We start from the raw sequence: 20,893 nt of genomic DNA on the forward strand, positions 1-20,893 counted from the left end.
ATGCCAATGCGGATAAGCTTATCCATGGACGGCTCCCTTCAATGAGATCTGCAACGACCTCATTCTGGCACATCGATGCCGCGCGGGGGCCGTCCACACCATCACGAGTTTGCCTGCAACAGCGTCACTTGACCCAATGAAACTTGTGGATGGTCGTGCCAAGCACGACCATGACAAAACCACTGCACGGTGACACATGACCGGTTGCGGAGTCGGACGGCTTTGTTGACAATCGCGGCTCCCGCCAACCCTCCGGTCAAGGTCCATGAGCGAGCAGATCCGCAAAGTCCTCTACATCAGCGTCGATCAGTGGCGCGGCGAGTGCCTGTCGGTGGTCGGGCATCCTGTCGTGAAGACGCCCCACCTCGATGCGCTGGCGGCCGATGGTGTGCTGTTCAAGCGGCACTACACCGTCTGCGCACCCTGCGGACCAGCCCGCACCAGCCTGCATACCGGCTGCTATCTCATGAACCACCGCTCGGGGCGCAACGGCACGCCGCTTGATGACCGCTTTACCAATGTCGCGCGCGAGGCGCGCAAGGCCGGCTTCGATCCGACCTTGTTCGGCTACACCGATACCAGCATCGATCCGCGCACGCGCCATCCCGACGATCCCGCGCTCAGGACGTATGAAGGATTCTTGCCTGGATTCACCGTCGGGATGCCGTTGCCGGAGCACATGGCAAACTGGATCGCGGATTTGAAGGCGCGCGGCTATGACCTGCCGAACGGGCGCTGGGATGTCTACAAGCCGCGGCCCGGTTTCCGGAAACCGGCCGATCGCGGGCACAGCTTCACCCCGCCGGTGTTCACCGCGGAGGAAAGCGAGACCACGTTCATGGCGAACGCGATCCTGCGCTATCTGTCGGTGCGGCGGGACGAGAACTGGTTCGTGCACGGCGTGTTCCTGCGGCCGCACCCGCCGGTGATCGCACCGGAGCCATACAACGCGATGTACGATCCGGCCGAAGTGCCGATCGTTCAGCGCAAGAAGACGCCGGAGGAAGAAGCGGAGCAGCATCCGTTCCTGAAGATGAAGATCGCCGCGCTCGCGGCCACGAGCGGCGTCGACGAGCACAATCCCAACAACGCCGTGCATATGCCGGAGCTGGAACTTCGGCAGATGCGCGCGACTTACTACGGCATGATCTCGCAAGTGGATGACCAGATCGGGCGCCTGATCGCGCATCTGAAAGAGACCGGCGAATACGACGAGACGCTTATCATCGTGACCTGCGATCACGGCGAGATGGGCGGCGACCATTATTGCTGGGGCAAGGAAGTCTATTTCGACCAGAGCTTCCACATCCCGCTGATCATCCGCGACCCACGCCGCGTTGCAGACCGCAATCGCGGCCGCCAGGTCGGACACTTCACGGAATCGGTCGACGTCCTGCCAACAATTCTGGAGTGGCTGGGCCGGCCGATTCCAGACCAGTGCGACGGACGGTCACTGCTACCCTTCATCGAGGGCGCGTCGCCGCCGGATTGGCGCACCGAGGTGCATTACGAGCTCGATTTCCGCACCTCGCCGAACGCGCCGAACATCGATCCGGAAGCCGCGCTCGGCATCGCCCCGGACGAATGCTATCTGACGGTGCTGCGCGACGAGCATTACAAGTATGTTCATTTTGTTTCCCTGCCGCCGCTTTTGTTCGACCTCAAGAATGATCCGTATGAAATGACCAATCTTGCCGATGATCCCGTCTATCGCGACGTGCTGCTAACCTACGCGCAGAAGATGCTGTCCTGGCGCATGCGCTATGTCGACCGCACGCTGGTCAACTTTCATCTCAGCCCCGCAGGCGTAACCGACGGCCGCCGTCGACGCGCGTGGAGTGCGGTATGACCATTGCGGACTTGACTCGTTCGCCCGAATGGGCGGCGCTGAAGCGCCACCGCCAGTCTCTCGCCAAGACCCGCGTCGCCGACCTGTTCAAGGATGATCCGCAGCGTTTCACGGATTTTTCGCTGACGCTGGACGAGTTCGCGTTCGATTTTTCGAAAAACCTCGTGACCGCGAAGACTATGCGGCTGCTGCACGACCTGGCGAGCGCGGCGGATGTGGCCGGATGGTGCGAGCGCATGTTCGCCGGAGAGCGCATCAACACGACGGAAGACCGCGCGGCCTATCACGTCGCGCTGCGCCATCAGGGGCCGGAGCCCATGATGGTGGACGGCAAGGACGTGATGCCGGACGTGCGTAAGGTGTGGGAGCAGATGCGCGGCTTCGCCACGTCGGTCCGCGAGGGGACTTGGCGCGGCGCGACCGGCGAGCGCATCAGGACCGTGATCAATATCGGCATCGGCGGTTCCGACCTCGGCCCCGCGATGGCGGTCCAGGCGCTCCGCCCCTTCTGCCATCCGGAGATGCACTTCTATTTCGTCTCCAACGTCGATGGCGCGCATCTGCAGGCAGCCCTGGCCCATGCAGATCCGGCGTCTACTCTCTTCATCGTCTCCTCCAAGACCTTCACGACTCAGGAGACCTTGGCGAATGCGAACGCCGCTCGCGACTGGCTGACGGCGCGCCTATCGCCCGGCGCGGTGCCGAAGCATTTCGTCGCGGTCAGCGCCGCGGTCGACAAGGCCAGCACCTTTGGCATCGCGCCGGAGAACGTGTTCGGCTTCTGGGACTGGGTCGGCGGACGCTATTCCATGTGGTCGGCCATCGGCTTGCCGATCGCGGTGGCGTTGGGCTGGGACGGGTTCGAACGGCTGCTGGCCGGCGCGCACGCGATGGACCAGCATTTCAGAAGGGCGCCGGCGGAACAGAACATCCCGTTGACCATGGGCCTGATCGCGCTCTGGAACATCGACTTTCTCGACGCCGATGCCTATGCCGTTCTGCCTTATGCGCAGGATCTAGCGCGGCTGCCGGCCTATCTGCAGCAGCTGGAGATGGAGAGCAACGGCAAGACCACGCGCCGCGACGGCAAGCGGGTGAAATGCGCGACCGGTCCCGTCCTGTTCGGTGAGCCCGGCACCAACGGGCAGCATGCCTTCTATCAGCTGATCCACCAAGGCACGCAGCGGGTGTTCTGCGACTTCATCCTTGCGGCGCGCGACCGGTCCGGCTACCCGGATCTCCATCGGCTGCTGGCCGCGAATTTCCTGGCGCAAAGCCAGGCGCTGATGTTGGGCAAGAGCGCCGCTGAAGCGATGGCCGAGATGCGCCAGGCCAAGATGAAGGCCGGCAAGGCGCGCGCTCTGTCAACCCATCGCAGCTTCGCCGGCAACCGGCCGAGCAACAGTATCCTGCTGGGCGAGCTCGACCCATATCATCTCGGCAAGCTGGTCGCGCTCTATGAGCACAAGACCTTCGTGCTCGGCATCCTGTGGGGGATCAATTCCTTCGACCAGTGGGGCGTGGAGCTCGGGAAACAGCTCGCAAACGACATTCTGGGCGGGCGTGGTGTCGCCCGCGACGGCTCGACAGCGGGTCTCAAGGCTCTCTATGATGCCTGGCAAGGATAGCCGGGGAATCATCATTCATGCTGTCGATCGACCCATCGCGCACCGATCTGTGCGAGGAGTTCAAGCGCAAGCCGTTCGGCCGGCATAGCGCCGATCTGCACAAGCTGCTGGATCTCATGCGCTGGGGCTTCGCGCGCGGGCGCACCGTCATTCTGTGCACCGTTCCGCACAAGGAGTGGCGCCTGGCGAAGTTCGGTCCGCGCCGCGGCACGCCGATGCAGATCGACGAGAACCGCGCCTTCAATAGCTATCAAGATGCGGTCTGGGCCTGCTTCCGCGCGCGCTGGAAGGAAATGACCGGCCGCGACTGCCCCATCGAGTGATGTCACAACCATATCTGCCGCATCATGCCTGACCGCCTATTGGCCTATACCGACAAGTTGAGCTTAGAGCCCGGCGACCTCGTCGAGGTGAAGGTGAGCTCGCCGCGCCCCGGCAGCTATCGCGCGTCCTTGGTGCGCATGATCTGCGGCGATGATTCACCGGAAGGGCCGGGCTACAAGGCGGAGCCCGTCGCCGGCGTGCCCAGCAACGAGTATCCCGCCCGGCATCAGCCGATCCCCTGCGGCTCCTATGTCGAGATCGACGACCGCAACGCCTTTGCCTTGCAGAGCTTCTCGATCCGCACCTTCATCTGGCCGACCTGGCTGGACAAAAGCAGCGAGCAATGCATCCTCGGCAACTGGGATGCGGCGAGCAAGACCGGTTACGCGTTGTATCTCGATGCAGCTGGCCGGTTGGCTCTGCGCATTGGAGACCAGGCCCCGCTGCTGCTGCCGCATGACCTTGTCTCGCGTCATTGGTACTTGGTCGCCGTCGCTTTCGATGCCAAGAGCGGGCGCGCAACCCTCGGCTCGCGCCGGCTCATGGCCTACGGGCATTCCGGCCAGCGACACTTCGTCGAAGGACAGCTTGCGCCCTCCGCTGTGGCCAACCGCTTCCTGATCGCAGCGTGGAACAACGCGAAGAAAGTCGCTGCGCACTTCAACGGCAAGATCGATTCGCCCGCCATCTATGGGGAGGCACTGAAGCTGGAAGCGCTGCTGGCGTTTCCCGGCACGCGCGACGAGGTGCCGCCGGAGCGCGCGGTGGCGGACTGGGACTTCTCGCAGGATGTCGGCGGGACCTGGGTCATCGATTCCTCGCGTCACCGCCGCAACGGCCATACCGTCAACCTGCCGACCCGCGGCATGACGGGATGGAACTGGGACGGCAGCGAGATGAACTGGAAGCGCAAGCCGGAGCAGTACGGCGCGATCCATTTCCATGATGACGATCTCTACGATTGCGCCTGGCAGACGGATTTCTCGATGCGCCTGCCGAAGGACCTGAAGAGCGGCGTCTATTGCGTCCATCTCATGCAGGATGAGCTGGAGGAATTCGCGCCGCTGTTCGTGCGACCGGCAAAAGGCAAGCCGACCTCTTCGCTCGCGTTCCTGGTGCCGACCGCGAGCTATCTCGCCTATGCCAATCACCAGATGGATACCAGCTGGAGCTTCGATGAGCTGAGCTCCGCGCGCTTCACCTCGATCAACCGCACCGATCAGTTCCTGGAAGAGATCTACTCGCTCGGCCTCTCGACCTACGACCTGCATGGCGACGGCAGCGGCGTGTGCCACTCCTCGCGCCTCAGGCCAATCCTCAACATGCGGCCCAAGGGCGATCTGTGGCAGTTCAACGCCGACACCCACATCATAGACTGGCTGGCGGCGAAGGGGCTCGACTGCGACATCATCACCGACGAGGACCTGCATCGCGATGGGCTCGATTGCCTAAAGCCGTACCGCTGCGTCATCACCGGCACCCATCCCGAATACTACAGCCTGAAGATGCTGGACGCGGTGCAGGACTACACCGACCGCGGTGGGCGCCTGATGTATCTTGGCGCCAACGGCTTCTATTGGCGCATCGCCTGGCACCCTTCCCTGGAAGGCGTCATCGAACACCGCCGGTCCGAGGACGGCATGCGTGCCTGGATGACCCAACCCGGCGAAAGCTACATGGCGTTCACCGGCGAATATTCCGGCCTTTGGCAGCGCAATGGCCGGCCGCCCAACATGCTGGTCGGCGCCGCCTTCAGCGGACAAGGGTTCGACGTCGCCTCGTACTACAAGCGCCTGCCGGCCAGCCGAGATCCGCGCGCCGCTTTCATCTTCGAAGGCGTGACAGAGGATCGCATCGGCGATTTCGGATCGATCGGTGGCGGCGCGGCTGGCTGGGAACTGGATCGCGCTGACACTTCCCTCGGAACGCCGCCGCATGCGCTGATCGTGGCAACCGCCGATGACTTCCCCGCCAGCTATCACTGGGTGAACGAAGAGCTCAACCACACCCACTCTGCCGTGAACGGCGACACCTGTCCGATGATCAAGGCGGACATGGTGTTCTTCGAGACTCCTCATGGCGGCGGCGTGTTCTCGGTCAGCTCGATCTCCTGGGCAGGATCGCTGGCGCATAACGGCTACGACAACAACGTCAGCCGCATCACCGAGAACGTGGTCCGCCGCTTCCTCGATGCGAAGCCGTTGTAGGGCGCAGGTGGACGTACTTCTCTAACTGTCACCCCGGCCAAGCGTAGCGTGAGCCGGTGTCCATCCCGACGGTCACTGCGACGGATGAATGGACGCCGGATCATGCCGCTTCGCGGCTGTCCGGGGTGACGGGAGAACGGTATCCAGAATGCGTGACTTACCCGACCGGCAGAGCGCCCGGCCGTGTATCCAGATAGTGCGAGTAGACCAGTATGTCGGTGACTGCGACGCCGACATCGGAGAACGGCAAGAACAGCACTTCCGTTGCGATGAACCGCTTGCTGCTGTTGATGTCGACGGAAAGATCGAGCAATCCATCGCCGGCCGTCACAACGCGGTCGTAGTTCTCCAGCACGAAGTCCAGGATCTCGCCCTGGTGGCACTGACGCACCGTGCGGCCGGTCGGATCCTCGCCGCGCACGTCCATCTCGCGCTGGCCGCAATAGCGATAGCGGTAGTCGTGCGCCGCCTCGAGCACCTCGACCATCAGCATGTTCGGCATGAGGTCGGAGATCGGCTCCAGTGAGAAGTCGGCGAGCTTGAGAAGGCCGTGCGCCTGCCCAGCCTGTCGCCACAGTTCGAACGCGCGCCGCGTCTCGTTGCTGACGCGGCCCAGCCCTTCGACCACGCTGAGCTTTTCGCCGATCCCGAGAAGGCTCCCGTCGGGGCCGATCAATGTGCGTCGGCTGATATGCACGCCGGATCGTCCATCTTATGAATCATCTGCCATCAGGCGATCGCGCGTTGCGGACACCGCATTGGCGTGGCCGTCGAAGCCTTCATAGGTCGCCAGCCGACCTGCATGGCGCGCCGCCTCGGGATAGCCCAATGTCGTCACATACGCTACCGAGCTGCGCTTCACAAAATCGTAAACGCTGAGTGCCGAACTGGTCTTGGCCGCGCCGGAGGTCGGCAGAACGGCATTCGGTCCCAATACGAAGTTGGCCAAGGTGTTGGGCGTGCGGTCACCCAGCAGGATTTCCGCGGCATTGCGGATCTTGCCCATGTGGCGCCAGGGATCCTTGGCATGGATCGTCAGATGTTCGGGCGCATAATCGTTCACGAAGTCGCAGGCTGCGTCGAAGTCCGGGGACAGCACGATGCCGCCTTGTGGCCCGCCCAGCACGGTCGCCGAGAAATCGACCCGCTGCTGCGACATCTGCGCCCAGAAGCCCGGGATGGCGGCGCGCGCCGCCTCCGCCACCGGCCGGGAGTTGGTGACCAGGAAGCAGGAGGAATCCGGCCCGTGCTCGGCCTCGATCAGCAGGTCGAGGGCCGCCAGCCGGCCATCCGCCGTCTCATCGGCCAGGATGATGGATTCTGAGGGGCCTGCCAGGATGCCAGGATCAATGCAGTGGGAGAGCAGCTTCTTCGCCGCCACCAGATAAGGGCTGCCCGGCCCCACCATCTTCAGCACTCGCGGTACAGTCTGCGTGCCATAGGCAACCGCCGCGACCGCCTGGGCGCCACCGCAGCGGTAGACCTCAGTGACACCGGCGAGCTTCGCCGCCACCAAGGTCGCAGGATCAGTACGGCCATCGGGCAATGGCGGCGTGCAGATGATGACGCGCGGCACCTTGGCAACCATCGCCGGCACTGCGGTCATCACTGCAACCGAGGGAAACGAGCCCTTGCCGCGCGGCACATAGCAAGCAACGGAATCGATCGGCGACCAGCGCTCGCCCGCGAAAATGCCGGGGCGCATCTCCTTCATCCACATCTCTTCCGGCATCTGCGCTTCGTGATAGCGGCGGACGTTGTCGACCGCATATCGGATCGCTTCGACCACCTCGGGCGCGACGCTCTCCATCGCTTCATCGAATTCGCGCTCCGGCGTGCGGATGGCGTCGGGCTTGAGACCGGTCGCCCCATCGAAGCGCGCCCCGAAGCGCGCCAGGGCGGCATCACCGTCGCGCCGCACGTCCTCGATGATCGGCTTCACGCGCTCCTCAAAAAGCGCGAGGTCGGCCTCCGAGCGCACCAGCAAGCGCGCACGCGCCTCCGCCGACAGCGTGGCAAGCTCGAACAGGGCAATGGGCCGATCCATGGGCAGACTCCGTTCTGCGGGGCCTGAGCGCCCGGTTGTCGCGGTTCCAATAGGGAAATTCGGCCGGCATGACAATGAGAGATCCCTCCCCAAAAAGGAGGATGCTGGCTACTCGCCGCTCTGGACCAGCTTCCGGGCCGGGGCCGCCTGCTGGCCGAAGGTCAAAATGTCGCGCTCCATCCGCTCGTAATCCTCGATGGAGATGCTGCGATTGACGGTCACGCCGTCATCGGACAGGGGGAAGAGAGCGAACTCGCACTGTCCGAAATGGCGCGACCGCACCAGCCAGGCATAGTGGCCGAAGATCGGACGCTTTTCCTCCAGCATGCGGCGATAGCACTGCTCGATGAAGTCGCGGCCCTGAAACACCATCTCGTCCAGGCAGCGTCCGGTGAAATCGAAGCCGGTATATTGCACCACCCGGGTACCGACCAGCCGATATCGGAACCGCACCGGGTCGCCGATCGCGTCGATCATCATGAGGTTGGGCAGCAGCTCGCGCACATCGACCGGGTCGATCTCGGCGCGCGACGGCACCCCTCCCTTTGCTTTCGCTTGCCAATAAGTGTTGAGCCTGCCAATCCGCTCCGATCGCACAATCGAGCGGTCAAAACTGCTTGCCATCTTCTGGGCAGCGGTCGTGACATTGTCCAGCGGCCGCAGATCCATCTGAGTGTTTGGACCGCCTTCCGGCCGCGCCGTTTCGCTTCCTTTGGACTCTGATATCGGATCGATCATCATGGAACCCGCCGCCCCTCAGAGCGGACAGGCGCCGGACCGGCGCTCGGGACGTTCACTCTGAGCAATCTCCCACAATATGCGGGGGAATCTTAGGAAAGGCTTGCCACGCTTGGCAAGGTTGATCAACCAAGGGCGTCATCGGCTCGCTACGTTCGCCAGGCAGGCGCGGTAGAGCTGAGCCGTGGCTGAGTCAAAACAGCAGAAAATCACACTCCGCGGCCACGGATGGGCCATAAGCCAGTTTCCGACCGTGGTGACGGCCACCTCCGTCGCCTGGACCGGCGGATAACCAAACACGCCAGTGGAAATCGCCGGAAACGCGACATGCTCTGCCTCGATATCGGCGGCAAGCTCGAGCGACGTGCGATAGCAAGACGTCAGCAGGTCCGCCTCGCCGGATGAGCCGCCATGCCAGACCGGTCCCACCGCGTGGATGACGTGCCGCGCCTTCAGGCCAAAGCCGGGCGTCAGGACAGCGCCGCCGGTTGGGCAATAGCCGAGGCGGCGGCACGCCCTCTCGAGCTCCGGTCCAGCTGCGCGATGGATAGCGCCGCACACACCGCCGCCCGGAAGTAGACGCTCATTGGCGGCGTTGACGATCACGTCCACATCGAGGGCGGTAATATCTCCGACGTGCACGGACATGCGATCGGCGGCGGCTTGCGGCATCGCGACCTCCTTCGCTAAGCATAAGTATATCCCAATCCAGTCCAAAGGCCCGAAGAACAATGTGCGGCCGCTACAGTTTCAGCCTTCCGCCCGAAGCGATCCGCGAGCTGTTTCGCGTGGTGACCGTGCTCAACCTGCAGCCGCGCTACAACATCGCGCCGACGCAGATCGTGCCGGTGATCGGACTGGAGCCGAACGGCGAGCGCGCGCTGAGGATGTTTCGCTGGGGCCTCATCCCATACTGGAGCAAGGCGATGCCGAAGAGCGCGCCGCTGATCAACGCGCGATCGGAAGGCATTGCCGACAACAAGATGTTCGGAGACGCGTTCCACAGGCGCCGGTGCCTGGTGCCGGCCGACGGCTTCTTCGAGTGGAACCAGGACAAGAGCCTCAAGGACAGGACGCCTTGGCGCATCGTCGATCCTGAGCGGCCGGCCTTCGCGTTCGCGGGCGTGTGGGAAGGTTGGCGCAGTCCGGAGGGCGAGATCGTCCGGAGCTTCGCGATCATCACGACCAACGCCAATGAAAAGCTTGCGCGGATCCATGAGCGCATGCCGGTCATCCTGAAGCGCGAAGACGAGGATGCCTGGCTCGATCCCAACAACGCTGAGCCCAAACTCAAGTCGCTGCTGGCACCATACGATCCAACGAGGACTGAGCTCTATCGGGTCGATATGCGCGTCAACTCGTTCAAGTACGACGATCCCGCATGCCTAGCGAAGGTCGAGTGACCCGCACAGCTCCATCGAGACCGAAAAGACGGATCTAGCTTCGCACCGGCTCATCGTTGAGCCACTTCACGGCCGCGACGATATCGTTGTAGAAGACCCGATAGTCGCCTTCCCCGAACGCGAGACGCGCCAGATATGCGAGGCGGCTGTTCGGAACGACGATCGCCCGCTTCAGCTTGATGGCACCCAGCCCTTCATCGAGTTGGCGTTGGGCCAGGGGCACGTCGACCGGGGGTGGCTCCATTTCCAGGGCGTCGCACAGAACCTTGCCTCTCTCCGCGTCTTGTACCAGGAAGAGCACCTTTTCCTGACACTCCTGCAGCAAGGCAGCGGTCGGCTCGCCGCGGATGCGCGCCATCACAAGATCGCCGACGAGTTCGACCCACAATTGGCCCTGCAATCTTGCCTCCCCATGCAGCTGATAGCCGGTCGTCCGGCCCAACCCGGCTGCAGGCGACCACGAGACTGAGCGTAACGCTTCACTGTGGTCTGCGCCATAGAGGATTCGAACCGGGTCTACAGTTCGCAACGAGAGCCTGCTAAGGTGCGCGCCACGAGGGGTGAAATGACCATCAACATCATCGATCCGAATGCGCCGGGTCAGGCGCACGTAGACAGTTATTGGGCTGCAACCGGCGGCGCCGAAATCACCGACGCAACACCTATCGCTGGTGACATGGACGTGGACATCGCCATCATCGGCGGCGGCTACACGGGCTTATCCACCGCCCTGCATCTGGGGCGCAAGTTCGGCGTGACGTCGCACGTGCTGGAGGCCAACCGTATCGGCTGGGGCTGCAGCGGGCGCAATGGCGGTTTCGCGACGCTGGGGATCGGTAAGACCAGCATGGCAGGCTGGATCAGGCGCTGGGGCGAAGCGGAGGCGCGGCGCATCTTCGATCAATCCGGCGATGCCGTGCGGCTGGTCCGCCGATTGCTGACCGATGAAGGCATCGATGCGGAGGCAACGCCGGACGGCAATCTGGAGCTTGCGCATCTGCCTAACCGCATGCGCACATTGGAACACGATCAGCGCATGCTGGAAGCGAAGTTCGGCGTGAAGTCGCGCCTGATCGGCAAGGCGGAGCTGGAACGCAACTACCTTATCAGCCGCGAGGCGCATGGCGCGCTGCTGTTCGAAACCGGCTTCGCACTGCACGCCATGAAGTACGTGCGCGGTCTCGCACGCGCGGCCCAGCGCGCCGGCGCCGTGCTGCATGAGTCTTCCCCCGTGCAAGGCTGGGCGCGAGACGGCAAGCGCCATGTGCTGTCGACGCCCGGCGGAAAGGTGCGCGCGAAGCAGGTCGTGATCGCCGGCAACGGCTACACGGGTGACCGGCTGCATCCGGCGATCGATGGACGCTTGCTGCCGGCGCTCTCCAACATCGTGGTCACGCGGCCGCTGACCGAAACGGAGCGCAAGGCGCTCAACTGGTCGACCACGCTGCCGATCAGCGATACGCGCAATCTGCTGTTCTATTACCGCCAGCTGCCGGATCATCGCATCCTGTTCGGCGCACGCGGCGGCATCGAAGATACGGCCGCGAGCCGGATCGCACACAAACGCTGGCTGTTGGGCCGCCTGACCGACATGTTCCCGATCCTCAAGGACATCGAGACGACGCATTTCTGGAGCGGCTGGGTGTGCGTGCCGTTCGACAAGTCACCGCACGTCAATTCGATCGAAGACGGCACAGTGCACTACGCGCTCGGCTATGTGGGTACCGGCGTCGCGCTAGCCACGTATTGCGGCCTCCTGCTAACCCATCGGCTGGCCGGGGACACCAGCTTGAAGCCGTCTCCGTTGCTGGCGCGACCGCTGCCGCGCTTTCCGTTCCCAGCTCTGCGTCGCACCTACCAGCGCGCGATGTATGCGTATTTCGGGCTGCAGGATCGGTACTGACCCATGGCGGAAGGCGCGCTGGAGCCCCTGACAGCTGCGCCCACGCCGCCGCGTTTGCGCCGCCTGGTGCTCGGGCCTCTGGCGCTGCTCGCCATGGGAGCAATCTGGGGCCTCGGCTTCGCACTCGCCAAGCTCGCAGGCGAAAACGGCGCGCATCCGATCGGGCTCGTGCTGTGGGAGACGATCGGCAGCGGTTCGCTGCTGCTGACAGTCTGCATCCTGCTTGGCCGCTTTCCGCGGAGGCAATGGAGCTATCTGCGCTACTACCTGATCAACGGTCTGTTGGGGTTCACCATTCCAGGGCCGCTGCTGTTCTGGGTGGCACCACATCTACCGGTCGCGGTACTCACCCTGATGATCCCCATGGCGCCGCTGCTGACCTATGTGCTGATTCTGTTCTTGCGCACGGAGCGGTTCGATATCTGGCGGGCCCTCGGCGTGTTGATGGGGTTCGTCGGCGTCGGCCTCATCGTGCTGCCGGAGGGCAGCCTGCCGGAGCCGGGCTTGATCGGCTGGGTGCTGCTGGGATTGGCAGCCTCGTGCTTCTATGCGCTGCAGAATCTCTATATCGCGCTGCGCTCGCCGCCCGATGCCGACGTGCTGACGCAGACCACCGGCATGCTGATGCTGGGCGGGTTGGCCGCCATTCCACTGGCGGCCGGCGTCGATGGCTTCCTACTGCCCGTCTTTCCCATGACTGTTGCGGTCAAGGCAGCCTCGGCCATGCTGCTGATCAACGCCGCGATGATGTTGATCTTCGTCTGGGTGGTGCGGGCGATCGGGCCGGTCTTCGCCTCGCAAACGGCCAATGTGATCGTGCTCGCCGGCGTGTTCTGGGGCTGGGTGATCTTCGACGAAATTCTCAGTCCATGGGTCTGGGGCGCCATCCTCGCCATGGCGGCGGGCGTGGCGCTGGTGACCTTGCGCCACACCACACCAGCCGGAAAATAGCCTACGCGCCGAGCAGCAATCCGCCGCCGACAGCCCCCATCGCCGCGCCGGCGAAGCGGAATGGCATTTTCGTCGCATGGCGATGCACCACGCACGCGATGGCGAAACCGGCCGCATGCAGCAGCGCCGTCGCGGCGACGAAGCCGGCGCCGTAAGCGGCCGGATGCGCAAAGCCCGGCAGCTCCGTGCCATGGGCAAAGCCGTGGAACACGGCAAAGGCGCCGACCAATCCCATGGCCAAGCCAAGCGACATGCGCGCGCTGAACGCGATCAGGCCGCCGATCACGAGGACAGAGCCCGCGATCCCGAACTCGACCATCGGCAAAGCCGCGCCCGAGAGCGCCAGGGCCGCGCCACCGATCATGACCGCGACAAAAGCCGCTGGCACCAGCCAGCCCGCGCGCCTGCCGAGTTGCGCCGCCCACACACCAATACCGAGCATGGCCAGCATGTGATCGAGGCCCATCAGCGGATGGGCGAAGCCGGCCACTAGACCGTTGCCGTGCGCGCCGATGCCGGTATGCGCCAAGGCCGGGGCGGCAGACGCAGCGCCCATGATTGCGGCAAAAGCCACGATACGTGTCAGTCCATTCATGATCCCTGCATCCCTCTCTAGAACTTTCATTGCCTGATCCGCCCTTGTTATACCAGGGCAACCCTCGCGGCCCAAGGATCGCCATGCTCCATCTGCCCCATCGCACCGTTCTCATCCTCATCGACCTGCAGCGTGCGATCGACGACCCGCGCTGGGCCAAGCATGGGCCGCGCAACAATCCCGGCGCCGAGGCGGCGGCAGCCGCGCTGCTCGGCCGTTGGCGTCGACTGGGCTGGCCGATCATCCACGTCCGCCACGATTCGACGGAGCCGGACTCGACCTACAGGCCCGGCACTCCTGGCCATCTCTTCAAAGCTGAAGTTGCGCCGGTCGCAAGCGAGACGGTTATCGCCAAGCAGGTAAACAGCGCCTTCATCGGCACCGACCTCGATCGCCATCTCCGCGACATCAGCGCGCCGGCTCTGGTAATGCTCGGCGTCATTACCAACAACTCGTTCGAAGCCACAGTCAGAAACGGGGGCAATCTCGGGCATGCGGTCTTTGTGCCCGAGGATGCGTGCTTCACCTATGCAAAGCTCGATTTGCGCGGGCGAGTGTGGGCGGCGGAGGATGTTCATGCGCTCTCGCTCGCCAACTTGCATGGCGAATATGCAACCGTCACCAGCAGCACCGACATCTTGTCGGCGGTGCCGCACTAGGCGGCGACACCCGTCTCGTTCGCGTAGCGCTTGAAGAAGGCGCCGGTGAGGAGGCCCAGCACCAGCCAGAACACCAGGCTGGAGGCGATCGCGACCAGGATGAACTTGTGCTCGAGCTCGGCCGGAGCGAGGCCGCCCGGCACCTCCGGCTGCGGCGCGCCGATGATGTGAGGCAGCGCGATCAGCATCACGGCAGCCGCATAGCCATAGACGTTGCGCAGCCGCGCCGCGGCGAACAGGCCACCTGCCGTTGCGACCACAGTGCCGATCCACCACAGCTGGCGATCGAGCAACGGCGCCGCCTCGGTGCCGGGCAGTTCCGGCGGCAGGCCGATCGACGGCGCCAGCGTGAAGCTGGCGAAGCCGGCCAAGCCCCACAGCAATCCGCGGCGCCAGTCCGCGCCCTTGCCGAGGAAAACGATCGCGGCGGTCAGCAGGAAAGCAAAGCCCACGCCGGTGATGATCTGCGCGCCGAGGCTATAGGCATTGCGCTCCCACCCGTCGGCCGGGGCCCATGCTTCTGCTTCGTGCTGATGATCATGCCCGTCGGCCGCGATGGTCGATTCAGCCGCGCCTTCATACACCTCGGCCTGGAGGATGAGCGGCGTGGTGCCGATCATGTGCAGGCCCCAGCCGACCAGACCGGCGCTGATGCCGGCAAGCAAAGCGACTGTCAGAAAGATCCGGAGATAACCGAACATGGCAGAATCACGGCCGATCAGGCCGCCCCTTCGCTTGAATGCCGAAATACGAAGCCCGGACGGAGGCCGGGCGGCTGCCTTAATGGCAGGGGAAGTTGTTGGCGTGACGGGCGTCGTGCGCCGCGTTGTGCAACACATCCGCGCCGGCAAAGCCGATGCCGTAGGTGAACACGGCGCCGAACACGGCCACGATCATGGCGGCCGCCAATGCCGCGGTGCGGCTGTTCAGCTTGGCTTGGGTTTGAGTAGCGGTGCGAATCTGCGACATGTCGATCCCCATCTGCCGCGCCTGCCCACCGGAACGGGACGCCTGACGCGCGGATTGTCCTTCGAGTGCTAAAGTGCCCGATTTCCGTTGCCCTGGCAAGACTTAGCGCCTGCCGGGGATGCGGACTCAGGCCTCATCGATAAGGTGCAGGAACGATCCGAAGACACTGCCCTGCCGGCGACCTTGGCTCCCCAGATTGCGACAGGCTGCATCCTCCACCGCGAACAGCGAATCGCCAGGCCCTTCCGAAGCCACGGTCGCGTAGTGGAACTCGTGCCCCTTGAAGGCCTGTCGGGCCGCGCCCAGCGGGCCGTCGGCCAGCAGCGTGCCCTGGCGATAGCCGAGATGCAGCTTGCGCTCGGCAAAGGACGTGACGACGGGCAGCAGGCCGGCCATCGCGTGGCGCTCGCCTTGAGCATCGATGAGCCCTTCGCCCAGGGTCATGTAACCGCCGCATTCGCCATAGATCGTCGTTCCTTTGCGCGCGGCATTTCTTAGGCCGTTCATGAAGGTGTGGTTGGCTGCCAGCTTGCCCGCATGCAGCTCGGGGTAGCCGCCCGGAAGAAAGACCGCATCCGCAGCGCGATCGGGCGCCTGGTCAGCCAGCGGCGAGAACCTCTTGATCTCGGCGCCTGCCGCCCGCCAGCCGAGCAACGTCGCCGCATAGGAGAATCCAAACGCCACATCATCGGCGACGGCAATGCGCTGGCCGAGTGGCGGAACAATCGGCGCCGGCGCGACTTCAGCGATGGCCGGTTCCGCTGCGAGCGCCCGGAGCGCCGATAGATCGAGATGCGCCGCAACGTGCGCGCTCAGCCCGTCCAGATAGTGATCGAACGCCTCATGCTCGCGCGCCTGTACCAGACCGAGATGCCGGCTCGGCAGCGCGATGTCGTCGAAGGCCGGCAGGTAGCCGAGCACCGGCAGATCGGCGCGCACGGCCGCTTGTGCAAGCATCGCGCGATGACGCTCACCGCCAACTTCGTTGAAGATGACGCCCGCGACGCGGACATCCGGATGATGGCGCGTCATCCCTTGCAGCAAAGCCGCGGCGGTCGAGCCGATTCCTTTGGCGCGCAGCACCAGCACGACCGGCAGCTTCGTGAGCGCTGCGATCTCCGCAGTCGAGCCCGGCGCGAGCGCAGCATCGCTGGGTGCGCCATCGAACAGGCCCATTACGCCTTCGACAACCAACAGCTCCGCATCGCGCGCTGCTTGCCACACCAATCGCGCCAGCGTCGCGGAGCGCATCGCCCAGCCATCGAGATTGAAGCAAGGCAGCCCCGTCGCGCGCGCATGGAACTGCGGATCGATGTAGTCCGGCCCCACCTTGCACGAGGTGACCGCGATGCCGCTCCGCTTCAGCAACGCAAGCAACGCCAGAGTCACCGTGGTCTTGCCGCTGCCGGAGGATGATGCGGCGATAATCAGGCCTTTGGCGGAGCGAGTGGCGTCCATCAACGCAGCACATCACTCCCTCCCCCAAGTTGGGGGAGGGTTGGGGTGGGGGTTGTTCTCTCAAGCGAAGGCTGAGCCGAGCGGAAGCAGCGCCCCCACCCTATCCCTCCCCCGGCTCGGGGGAGGGAACGAGCGCAGATGGCGGTAGCAGAGATCGCACGATGAGGCACGCTCGTTACCCCGTCTGCCCCTGTCGGCGCGTTCCCAGCGGATCCGCTGCCAGCGCGCGGCCGTCAAGCGCGCCGAGCCAATCGAGTGCGGCGCGCAGGCGCACGACTTCGCCGACCACCACGATCGCAGGCGGCTCGATGCCACTCTGGACGACGTCCGCGGCGCAGGTGCCGAGTGTTGATTCCAGCACGCGCTGATCGGGGCCGGTCGCCTTGCTCACCACCGCGACCGGCTCGCTCGGCAGCCGGCCAGCGGAGACCAGGCGCGTGGCGATCGGCTCGATATGCTTCAGCGCCATATACATCACGACTACCGGCGAGCCCTTGGCGATCGCATTCCAATCTATTCCGTCGGGCACCACGCCGCCGGCATCATGGCCGGTCAGGAACGTGACGGCGTGATTGCAGTCGCGATGCGTGACCGGAATACCGGCGTAAGCGAGTCCGCCGATGCCGGCGCTGATTCCCGGCACGATGCGAAACGGAACGCCGGCTTCCACCAGCGACATCGCCTCCTCGCCGCCGCGGCCGAACACGAAGGGATCGCCGCCCTTGAGGCGCAGCACGCGCTGGCCTTCGCGCGCAAGCTGCACGAGACGCAGGGAAATGTCAGGCTGCTTGGCGGACGGCTTGCCGCCGCGCTTTCCGGCATATTCCAGCTGGGCGCCGGGCCGCGCGAGCTTCAGCACGTCCTGATCGACCAGCGCATCGTAGACCACGACATCGGCGGTGGTGAGCCCGCGCAGGGCCAGCAAGGTCAAGAGGCCTGTTGTTCCAGGACCTGCGCCGACCAGCCACACCCAGCCCGGCTCGATTCCGGGCAGCTTTTCCAGTAATTCATTCATGTCCCGATCCTACGGAGCCGCTGCCCGCCGACTAGCCAGATTCAGACCCCAAACGCTAGAATAGCGCCATGACTCGCAAGCCAGAAGGCCCGTTGCGCCGCGGCTGGACCACCGGGGCTTGCGCCACCGCCGCGGCCAAGGCCGCCTTCACCGCCCTCCTCACCGGCGAATTTCCCGATCCGGTGGAAATCGTCCTGCCGAAAGGCGAGCGGCCGAGCTTCGCGCTCGCGCGCCGCGACCGCGGCGAGGACTGGGCGCAGGCCGGCATCATCAAGGATGCGGGCGATGATCCCGACGTGACGCATCTGGCGCTGATCCAATCCAAGGTGCGCGCCTTGCCGTCACGCAGCGGCGTGCAATTCAAGGCGGGGGAAGGGGTCGGCACCGTCACCAAGCCGGGGTTGCCGATCGAGGTGGGCGAGCCGGCGATCAATCCTGCCCCGCGGCGCATGATGGCGGAAGTGATCGAAGAAGTGGCTATAACTTATGGCGCGGAGCCGGATGTGGAGATCGAGATCTCCGTGCCCGGCGGCGAGGAGCTGGCGAAGCAAACCTGGAACCCGCGCCTCGGCATCATCGGCGGCATCTCGATCCTTGGCACCACCGGCATCGTACACCCGTTCTCCTGCTCCGCCTGGATCGCGTCGATCCATAGTGGCATCGATGTCATCCGCGCGGCCGGGTTGGAGCATGCAGCGGCCTGCACCGGCTCCACCACCGAAAGCGCGGTTCAGCAGCTTTATCGCTTGCCGGATTTCGCCTTCATCGACATGGGCGATTTCGCCGGCGCAGTGCTCAAATATCTCCGCCATCATCCGATCAAGCGCCTCACTCTCGCGGGCGGGTTCGGCAAGTTCTGCAAGCTGGCGGATGGATTCCTCGATCTGCATTCCGGGCGCAGCCAGGTGAACTTGGAACGGCTGGCGCGCTGGGCTGGCGAGCAAGGTGCCAGCGATCTGACCCAGCGCCTGATCAGGGAAGCGAATACGGCGAGTGAAGCGCTGACCATGGCGCAGCAACAGAACGTGCCATTGGCCAAGGTGGTGGTGGAGAAGGCGCAGCAGGTCGCGCTGGAGGAGGTGAACGGCAAGGTGGCGATCGAGGTCCTGGTCTATGACCGCGATGGCAACATGGTCGCCGGTACGGGGTTCTCGTAAGATGCGCATCCTCATCCTGGGCGGCACGGAGGAAGGCTTTCAGCTCGCCGAACGACTGGCGGAGCTGCCCGGTCTCGAGTTCATCTCATCTCTCGCCGGGCGGACAAAGGAACCGCGCATGCCCAGGGGCGCAGTGCGCCTGGGCGGCTTCGGGGGCCCGGAAGGCCTCGCGCACTATCTGCGAGAGGAGCGCATCACGCATATCATCAACGCCGCCCACCCCTTCGCCGAGCACATCAGCGCCAATGCGGTCGCTGCTGCCGAGGCAGTCGGCATTCCGCTGCTGCGACTGCTGCGTCCGGCCTGGACGGCGCGTCACGACGATCATTGGGTCACGGTGCCTGACGTGGCGGAAGCAGCGGAACTGTGCCGCCGCGTGGGAGGTCGCATATTGCTGACCCTGGGATCGAGCGACCTCGAGGCATTCGCGCACATCCACAACGCCCATTTCGTCGTACGCATGATCGACGTGCCGGAGCGCTTGCCGCTCAGGGACTATCGCACCATCGCCGCCCGCGGCCCGTTCTCGCTGCAGGGCGAGTTGCGCCTGCTCGCCGAGCATCACATCAGCCTCATCGTGACGAAGAACAGCGGTGGCGACGCCACGTTCGCCAAGATCGAAGCGGCGCGCAAGACCGGACTTCCCGTCGTCATGATCGAGCGTCCGCCCATCGCCCTCGATCCACGATCGCCTGTGGTCGCAACCGTCGAGGATGTCATCGCCTGGGTGCAGCGAGGGGCCGGCTAGGCCGCTTCAACCCGCGGCAGGGCCCGGATCGGCGAGCACAGCAGCACCACCGGCGAGAGCGCATAGCCGGCGACGCAGATCCATAGAACCGGCGTCAACCCGAATTGCTCTGCCGCGATGCCGGCGAGAACGGCGCCGATCGGGCCCGGCGCATTGCCGCACATGGAGATGACGGTAGCGGCGCGGCCGAGCACGGCGTTCTCGATATGGTGCTGGCGCAAGGCGCGCTCCAGCGAGAATGCGTAAGCCAGCCCGAAATCGCTGATGAGCTGGCCCAACATCAGCAGCGGAATGACAGCCCAGGTGCCGACAAAGAGACCGGCGAGCGGTAGCAACATGTGCCCCACAGCAGCCGCGGCGATGCCGGCGACCATGCCGGGCCCGGCGGGCGTGACCGCGGCTATGCGCGTCGTCACGACGGCGGCGGCGAACGCGGCCGCGCCGCCGCATCCGACAATAATGCCGAGCTCGGCCGGCGAGACCTTCAGGTCGCGAAACAGGTAGAGCACGTAGAAGGCGCCGATCGCGCCGCCGCAGATGGCGCGGATGGTCTTGGCGATGGCGAGCGGCCGGAACAGGCGATGGCGGAAGACGATACGAAAGCCCGCCTTGAGATCGTCCCAGGTGACGCGGGCGCTACCGCTTCCCGCCGGCGGCGGCTCCTTGTGCGGCACACGCCAGAGCAGCAATGCGGACGCGACATAGCTGACGGCGTCGCACAGGATGGCGATCGGCGCCCCTAACGTTTGCACCAGCAGGCCGCCAATGGGCGGGCCGATGACTTCGGACGCGGCGGAAGTCGATTCCTGCTTGGCGTTGGCGTCGAGCAGCCAGCGCTTCTCGATCAGAACCGGAACGTAGCTCTGGTGCGCCGCGTCGAACACGAGCGTGCAGGCGGTGACCAGGAAGACCACGATGAGCAGCTGCGCCAGAGAGAAATCACCAATCCACGCGGCGAGCGGAATGGTGACGAGCAGGCCGGCGCGCAGCAGGTCGGTCGCGATCAGGAGCGGCCGCCGCCGCACGCGATCGATCAGGAGTCCCGCCGCCAGGCCCAAAATCAGGTAAGGCAGCGAGACAGCAAGGTTGAGCCAGGCCAGGTCCAACGGCCCCGCGCCCAGCAGCATGACAGCGCTCAACGCGATGGCCTCGCGCCCGATGCGCGTGCCGAAGGTCGAGGTCGCCTGCGCGCCCCACAGGTGCAGGAAACCGCGATGCCGCCAGAGACTCGTCATTTCAGTA

General features: G+C 64.8%; 21 protein-coding genes. 10 read left to right on the top strand and 11 right to left on the bottom strand.

Annotated features, from left to right (window positions below):
- The first annotated feature begins 265 nt into the window (after positions 1 to 265).
- The 4 genes from DTX69_RS05130 to DTX69_RS05145 are packed head-to-tail and all read left to right on the top strand — an operon-like array spanning position 266 to position 6,008.
- The gene (locus DTX69_RS05130) at positions 266 to 1,849 is read left to right on the top strand and encodes an alkaline phosphatase family protein (protein ID WP_119300450.1); all 1,584 of its coding nucleotides are present in this window, start codon (positions 266 to 268) and stop codon (positions 1,847 to 1,849) included.
- Positions 1,846 to 3,477: a glucose-6-phosphate isomerase gene (pgi, locus tag DTX69_RS05135; RefSeq protein WP_284735557.1), complete on the top strand. Its 1,632-nt coding sequence runs from the start codon at positions 1,846 to 1,848 to the stop codon at positions 3,475 to 3,477. Before DTX69_RS05130 ends, pgi begins: the two co-directional genes overlap by 4 nt.
- 17 nt (positions 3,478 to 3,494) lie before the next feature.
- Entirely contained in the window at positions 3,495 to 3,800 is a 306-nt protein-coding gene (locus DTX69_RS05140) for a hypothetical protein (protein WP_119300451.1), read from the top strand.
- A 24-nt stretch (positions 3,801 to 3,824) separates the two neighbouring features.
- The gene (locus tag DTX69_RS05145; protein WP_119300452.1) at positions 3,825 to 6,008 is read left to right on the top strand and encodes a N,N-dimethylformamidase beta subunit family domain-containing protein; all 2,184 of its coding nucleotides are present in this window, start codon (positions 3,825 to 3,827) and stop codon (positions 6,006 to 6,008) included.
- Between the two features lie 157 nt (positions 6,009 to 6,165).
- Here the strand turns inward: DTX69_RS05145 and DTX69_RS05150 are convergent, their stop codons facing one another.
- The 4 genes from DTX69_RS05150 to DTX69_RS05165 form a co-directional block, all read right to left on the bottom strand.
- Positions 6,166 to 6,705, bottom strand: coding sequence for a PAS domain-containing protein (locus DTX69_RS05150; RefSeq protein ID WP_162916699.1), 540 nt, complete (start codon positions 6,703 to 6,705; stop codon positions 6,166 to 6,168).
- Between the two features lie 15 nt (positions 6,706 to 6,720).
- On the bottom strand, positions 6,721 to 8,055 hold the full coding sequence (gene hisD, locus DTX69_RS05155) for a histidinol dehydrogenase (RefSeq protein WP_119300454.1): 1,335 nt from the start codon (positions 8,053 to 8,055) through the stop codon (positions 6,721 to 6,723).
- A 108-nt stretch (positions 8,056 to 8,163) separates the two neighbouring features.
- A complete protein-coding gene (locus tag DTX69_RS05160) occupies positions 8,164 to 8,796 on the bottom strand; it encodes a PAS domain-containing protein (RefSeq protein WP_119300455.1) in 633 nt (210 codons plus the stop codon).
- A 135-nt stretch (positions 8,797 to 8,931) separates the two neighbouring features.
- Positions 8,932 to 9,465, bottom strand: a complete 534-nt coding sequence (locus DTX69_RS05165; RefSeq protein ID WP_119300456.1) for an O-acetyl-ADP-ribose deacetylase — start codon at positions 9,463 to 9,465, stop codon at positions 8,932 to 8,934.
- A gap of 59 nt (positions 9,466 to 9,524) precedes the next feature.
- On the opposite strand from DTX69_RS05165, the gene DTX69_RS05170 reads away from it, so the two are divergent.
- Positions 9,525 to 10,196: an SOS response-associated peptidase gene (locus DTX69_RS05170; RefSeq protein WP_119300457.1), complete on the top strand. Its 672-nt coding sequence runs from the start codon at positions 9,525 to 9,527 to the stop codon at positions 10,194 to 10,196.
- Positions 10,197 to 10,230: 34 nt separating this feature from the next.
- On the opposite strand, the gene DTX69_RS05175 is transcribed toward DTX69_RS05170, so the two are convergent.
- Complete coding sequence (locus tag DTX69_RS05175; protein WP_162916701.1) at positions 10,231 to 10,596, bottom strand: hypothetical protein; 366 nt, start codon at positions 10,594 to 10,596, stop codon at positions 10,231 to 10,233.
- Positions 10,597 to 10,761: 165 nt separating this feature from the next.
- Here DTX69_RS05175 and DTX69_RS05180 point away from each other — a divergent pair, with 165 nt between their 5' ends.
- Positions 10,762 to 12,099 carry an NAD(P)/FAD-dependent oxidoreductase gene (locus DTX69_RS05180; RefSeq protein ID WP_119300459.1) on the top strand — a complete coding sequence of 446 codons (1,338 nt, stop codon included), beginning with the start codon at positions 10,762 to 10,764 and terminating at the stop codon, positions 12,097 to 12,099.
- A 3-nt stretch (positions 12,100 to 12,102) separates the two neighbouring features.
- On the top strand, positions 12,103 to 13,050 hold the full coding sequence (locus DTX69_RS05185) for a DMT family transporter (RefSeq protein ID WP_119300460.1): 948 nt from the start codon (positions 12,103 to 12,105) through the stop codon (positions 13,048 to 13,050).
- 1 nt (position 13,051) lies between these two features.
- On the opposite strand, the gene DTX69_RS05190 is transcribed toward DTX69_RS05185, so the two are convergent.
- Positions 13,052 to 13,645, bottom strand: a complete 594-nt coding sequence (locus DTX69_RS05190) for a HupE/UreJ family protein (RefSeq protein ID WP_284735558.1) — start codon at positions 13,643 to 13,645, stop codon at positions 13,052 to 13,054.
- Positions 13,646 to 13,728: 83 nt separating this feature from the next.
- On the opposite strand from DTX69_RS05190, the gene DTX69_RS05195 reads away from it, so the two are divergent.
- Positions 13,729 to 14,304: an isochorismatase family protein gene (locus tag DTX69_RS05195; RefSeq protein ID WP_119300461.1), complete on the top strand. Its 576-nt coding sequence runs from the start codon at positions 13,729 to 13,731 to the stop codon at positions 14,302 to 14,304.
- On the opposite strand, the gene DTX69_RS05200 is transcribed toward DTX69_RS05195, so the two are convergent.
- The 4 genes from DTX69_RS05200 to cobA all read right to left on the bottom strand — a co-directional run bounded on the left by DTX69_RS05200 (position 14,301) and on the right by cobA (position 17,746).
- Positions 14,301 to 15,005 (bottom strand): CbtA family protein, encoded by a 705-nt coding sequence (locus DTX69_RS05200; protein WP_119300462.1) that lies wholly within the window; start codon positions 15,003 to 15,005, stop codon positions 14,301 to 14,303. The two genes, DTX69_RS05195 and DTX69_RS05200, sit on opposite strands and share 4 nt — an antisense overlap.
- Positions 15,006 to 15,084: 79 nt before the next feature.
- Positions 15,085 to 15,285, bottom strand: a complete 201-nt coding sequence (locus DTX69_RS05205; protein WP_284735559.1) for a CbtB domain-containing protein — start codon at positions 15,283 to 15,285, stop codon at positions 15,085 to 15,087.
- A gap of 114 nt (positions 15,286 to 15,399) precedes the next feature.
- Positions 15,400 to 16,731 carry a cobyrinate a,c-diamide synthase gene (locus tag DTX69_RS05210; protein WP_119300463.1) on the bottom strand — a complete coding sequence of 444 codons (1,332 nt, stop codon included), beginning with the start codon at positions 16,729 to 16,731 and terminating at the stop codon, positions 15,400 to 15,402.
- A gap of 175 nt (positions 16,732 to 16,906) precedes the next feature.
- Positions 16,907 to 17,746 (bottom strand): uroporphyrinogen-III C-methyltransferase, encoded by an 840-nt coding sequence (gene cobA, locus DTX69_RS05215; protein ID WP_119300464.1) that lies wholly within the window; start codon positions 17,744 to 17,746, stop codon positions 16,907 to 16,909.
- Positions 17,747 to 17,814: 68 nt separating this feature from the next.
- On the opposite strand from cobA, the gene DTX69_RS05220 reads away from it, so the two are divergent.
- Both DTX69_RS05220 and DTX69_RS05225 read left to right on the top strand, forming a co-directional pair.
- Entirely contained in the window at positions 17,815 to 18,903 is a 1,089-nt protein-coding gene (locus DTX69_RS05220; RefSeq protein ID WP_119300465.1) for a cobalt-precorrin-5B (C(1))-methyltransferase, read from the top strand.
- Position 18,904: 1 nt separating this feature from the next.
- Entirely contained in the window at positions 18,905 to 19,651 is a 747-nt protein-coding gene (locus DTX69_RS05225; RefSeq protein WP_284735560.1) for a cobalt-precorrin-6A reductase, read from the top strand.
- Here DTX69_RS05225 and DTX69_RS05230 read toward each other — a convergent pair.
- Positions 19,648 to 20,886 (bottom strand): MFS transporter, encoded by a 1,239-nt coding sequence (locus DTX69_RS05230; protein ID WP_284735561.1) that lies wholly within the window; start codon positions 20,884 to 20,886, stop codon positions 19,648 to 19,650. The two genes, DTX69_RS05225 and DTX69_RS05230, sit on opposite strands and share 4 nt — an antisense overlap.
- Positions 20,887 to 20,893: the final 7 nt, after the last annotated feature.

This window comes from Dongia deserti, from assembly GCF_003574735.1.
Lineage (GTDB): Bacteria > Pseudomonadota > Alphaproteobacteria > Dongiales > Dongiaceae > Dongia_A > Dongia_A deserti.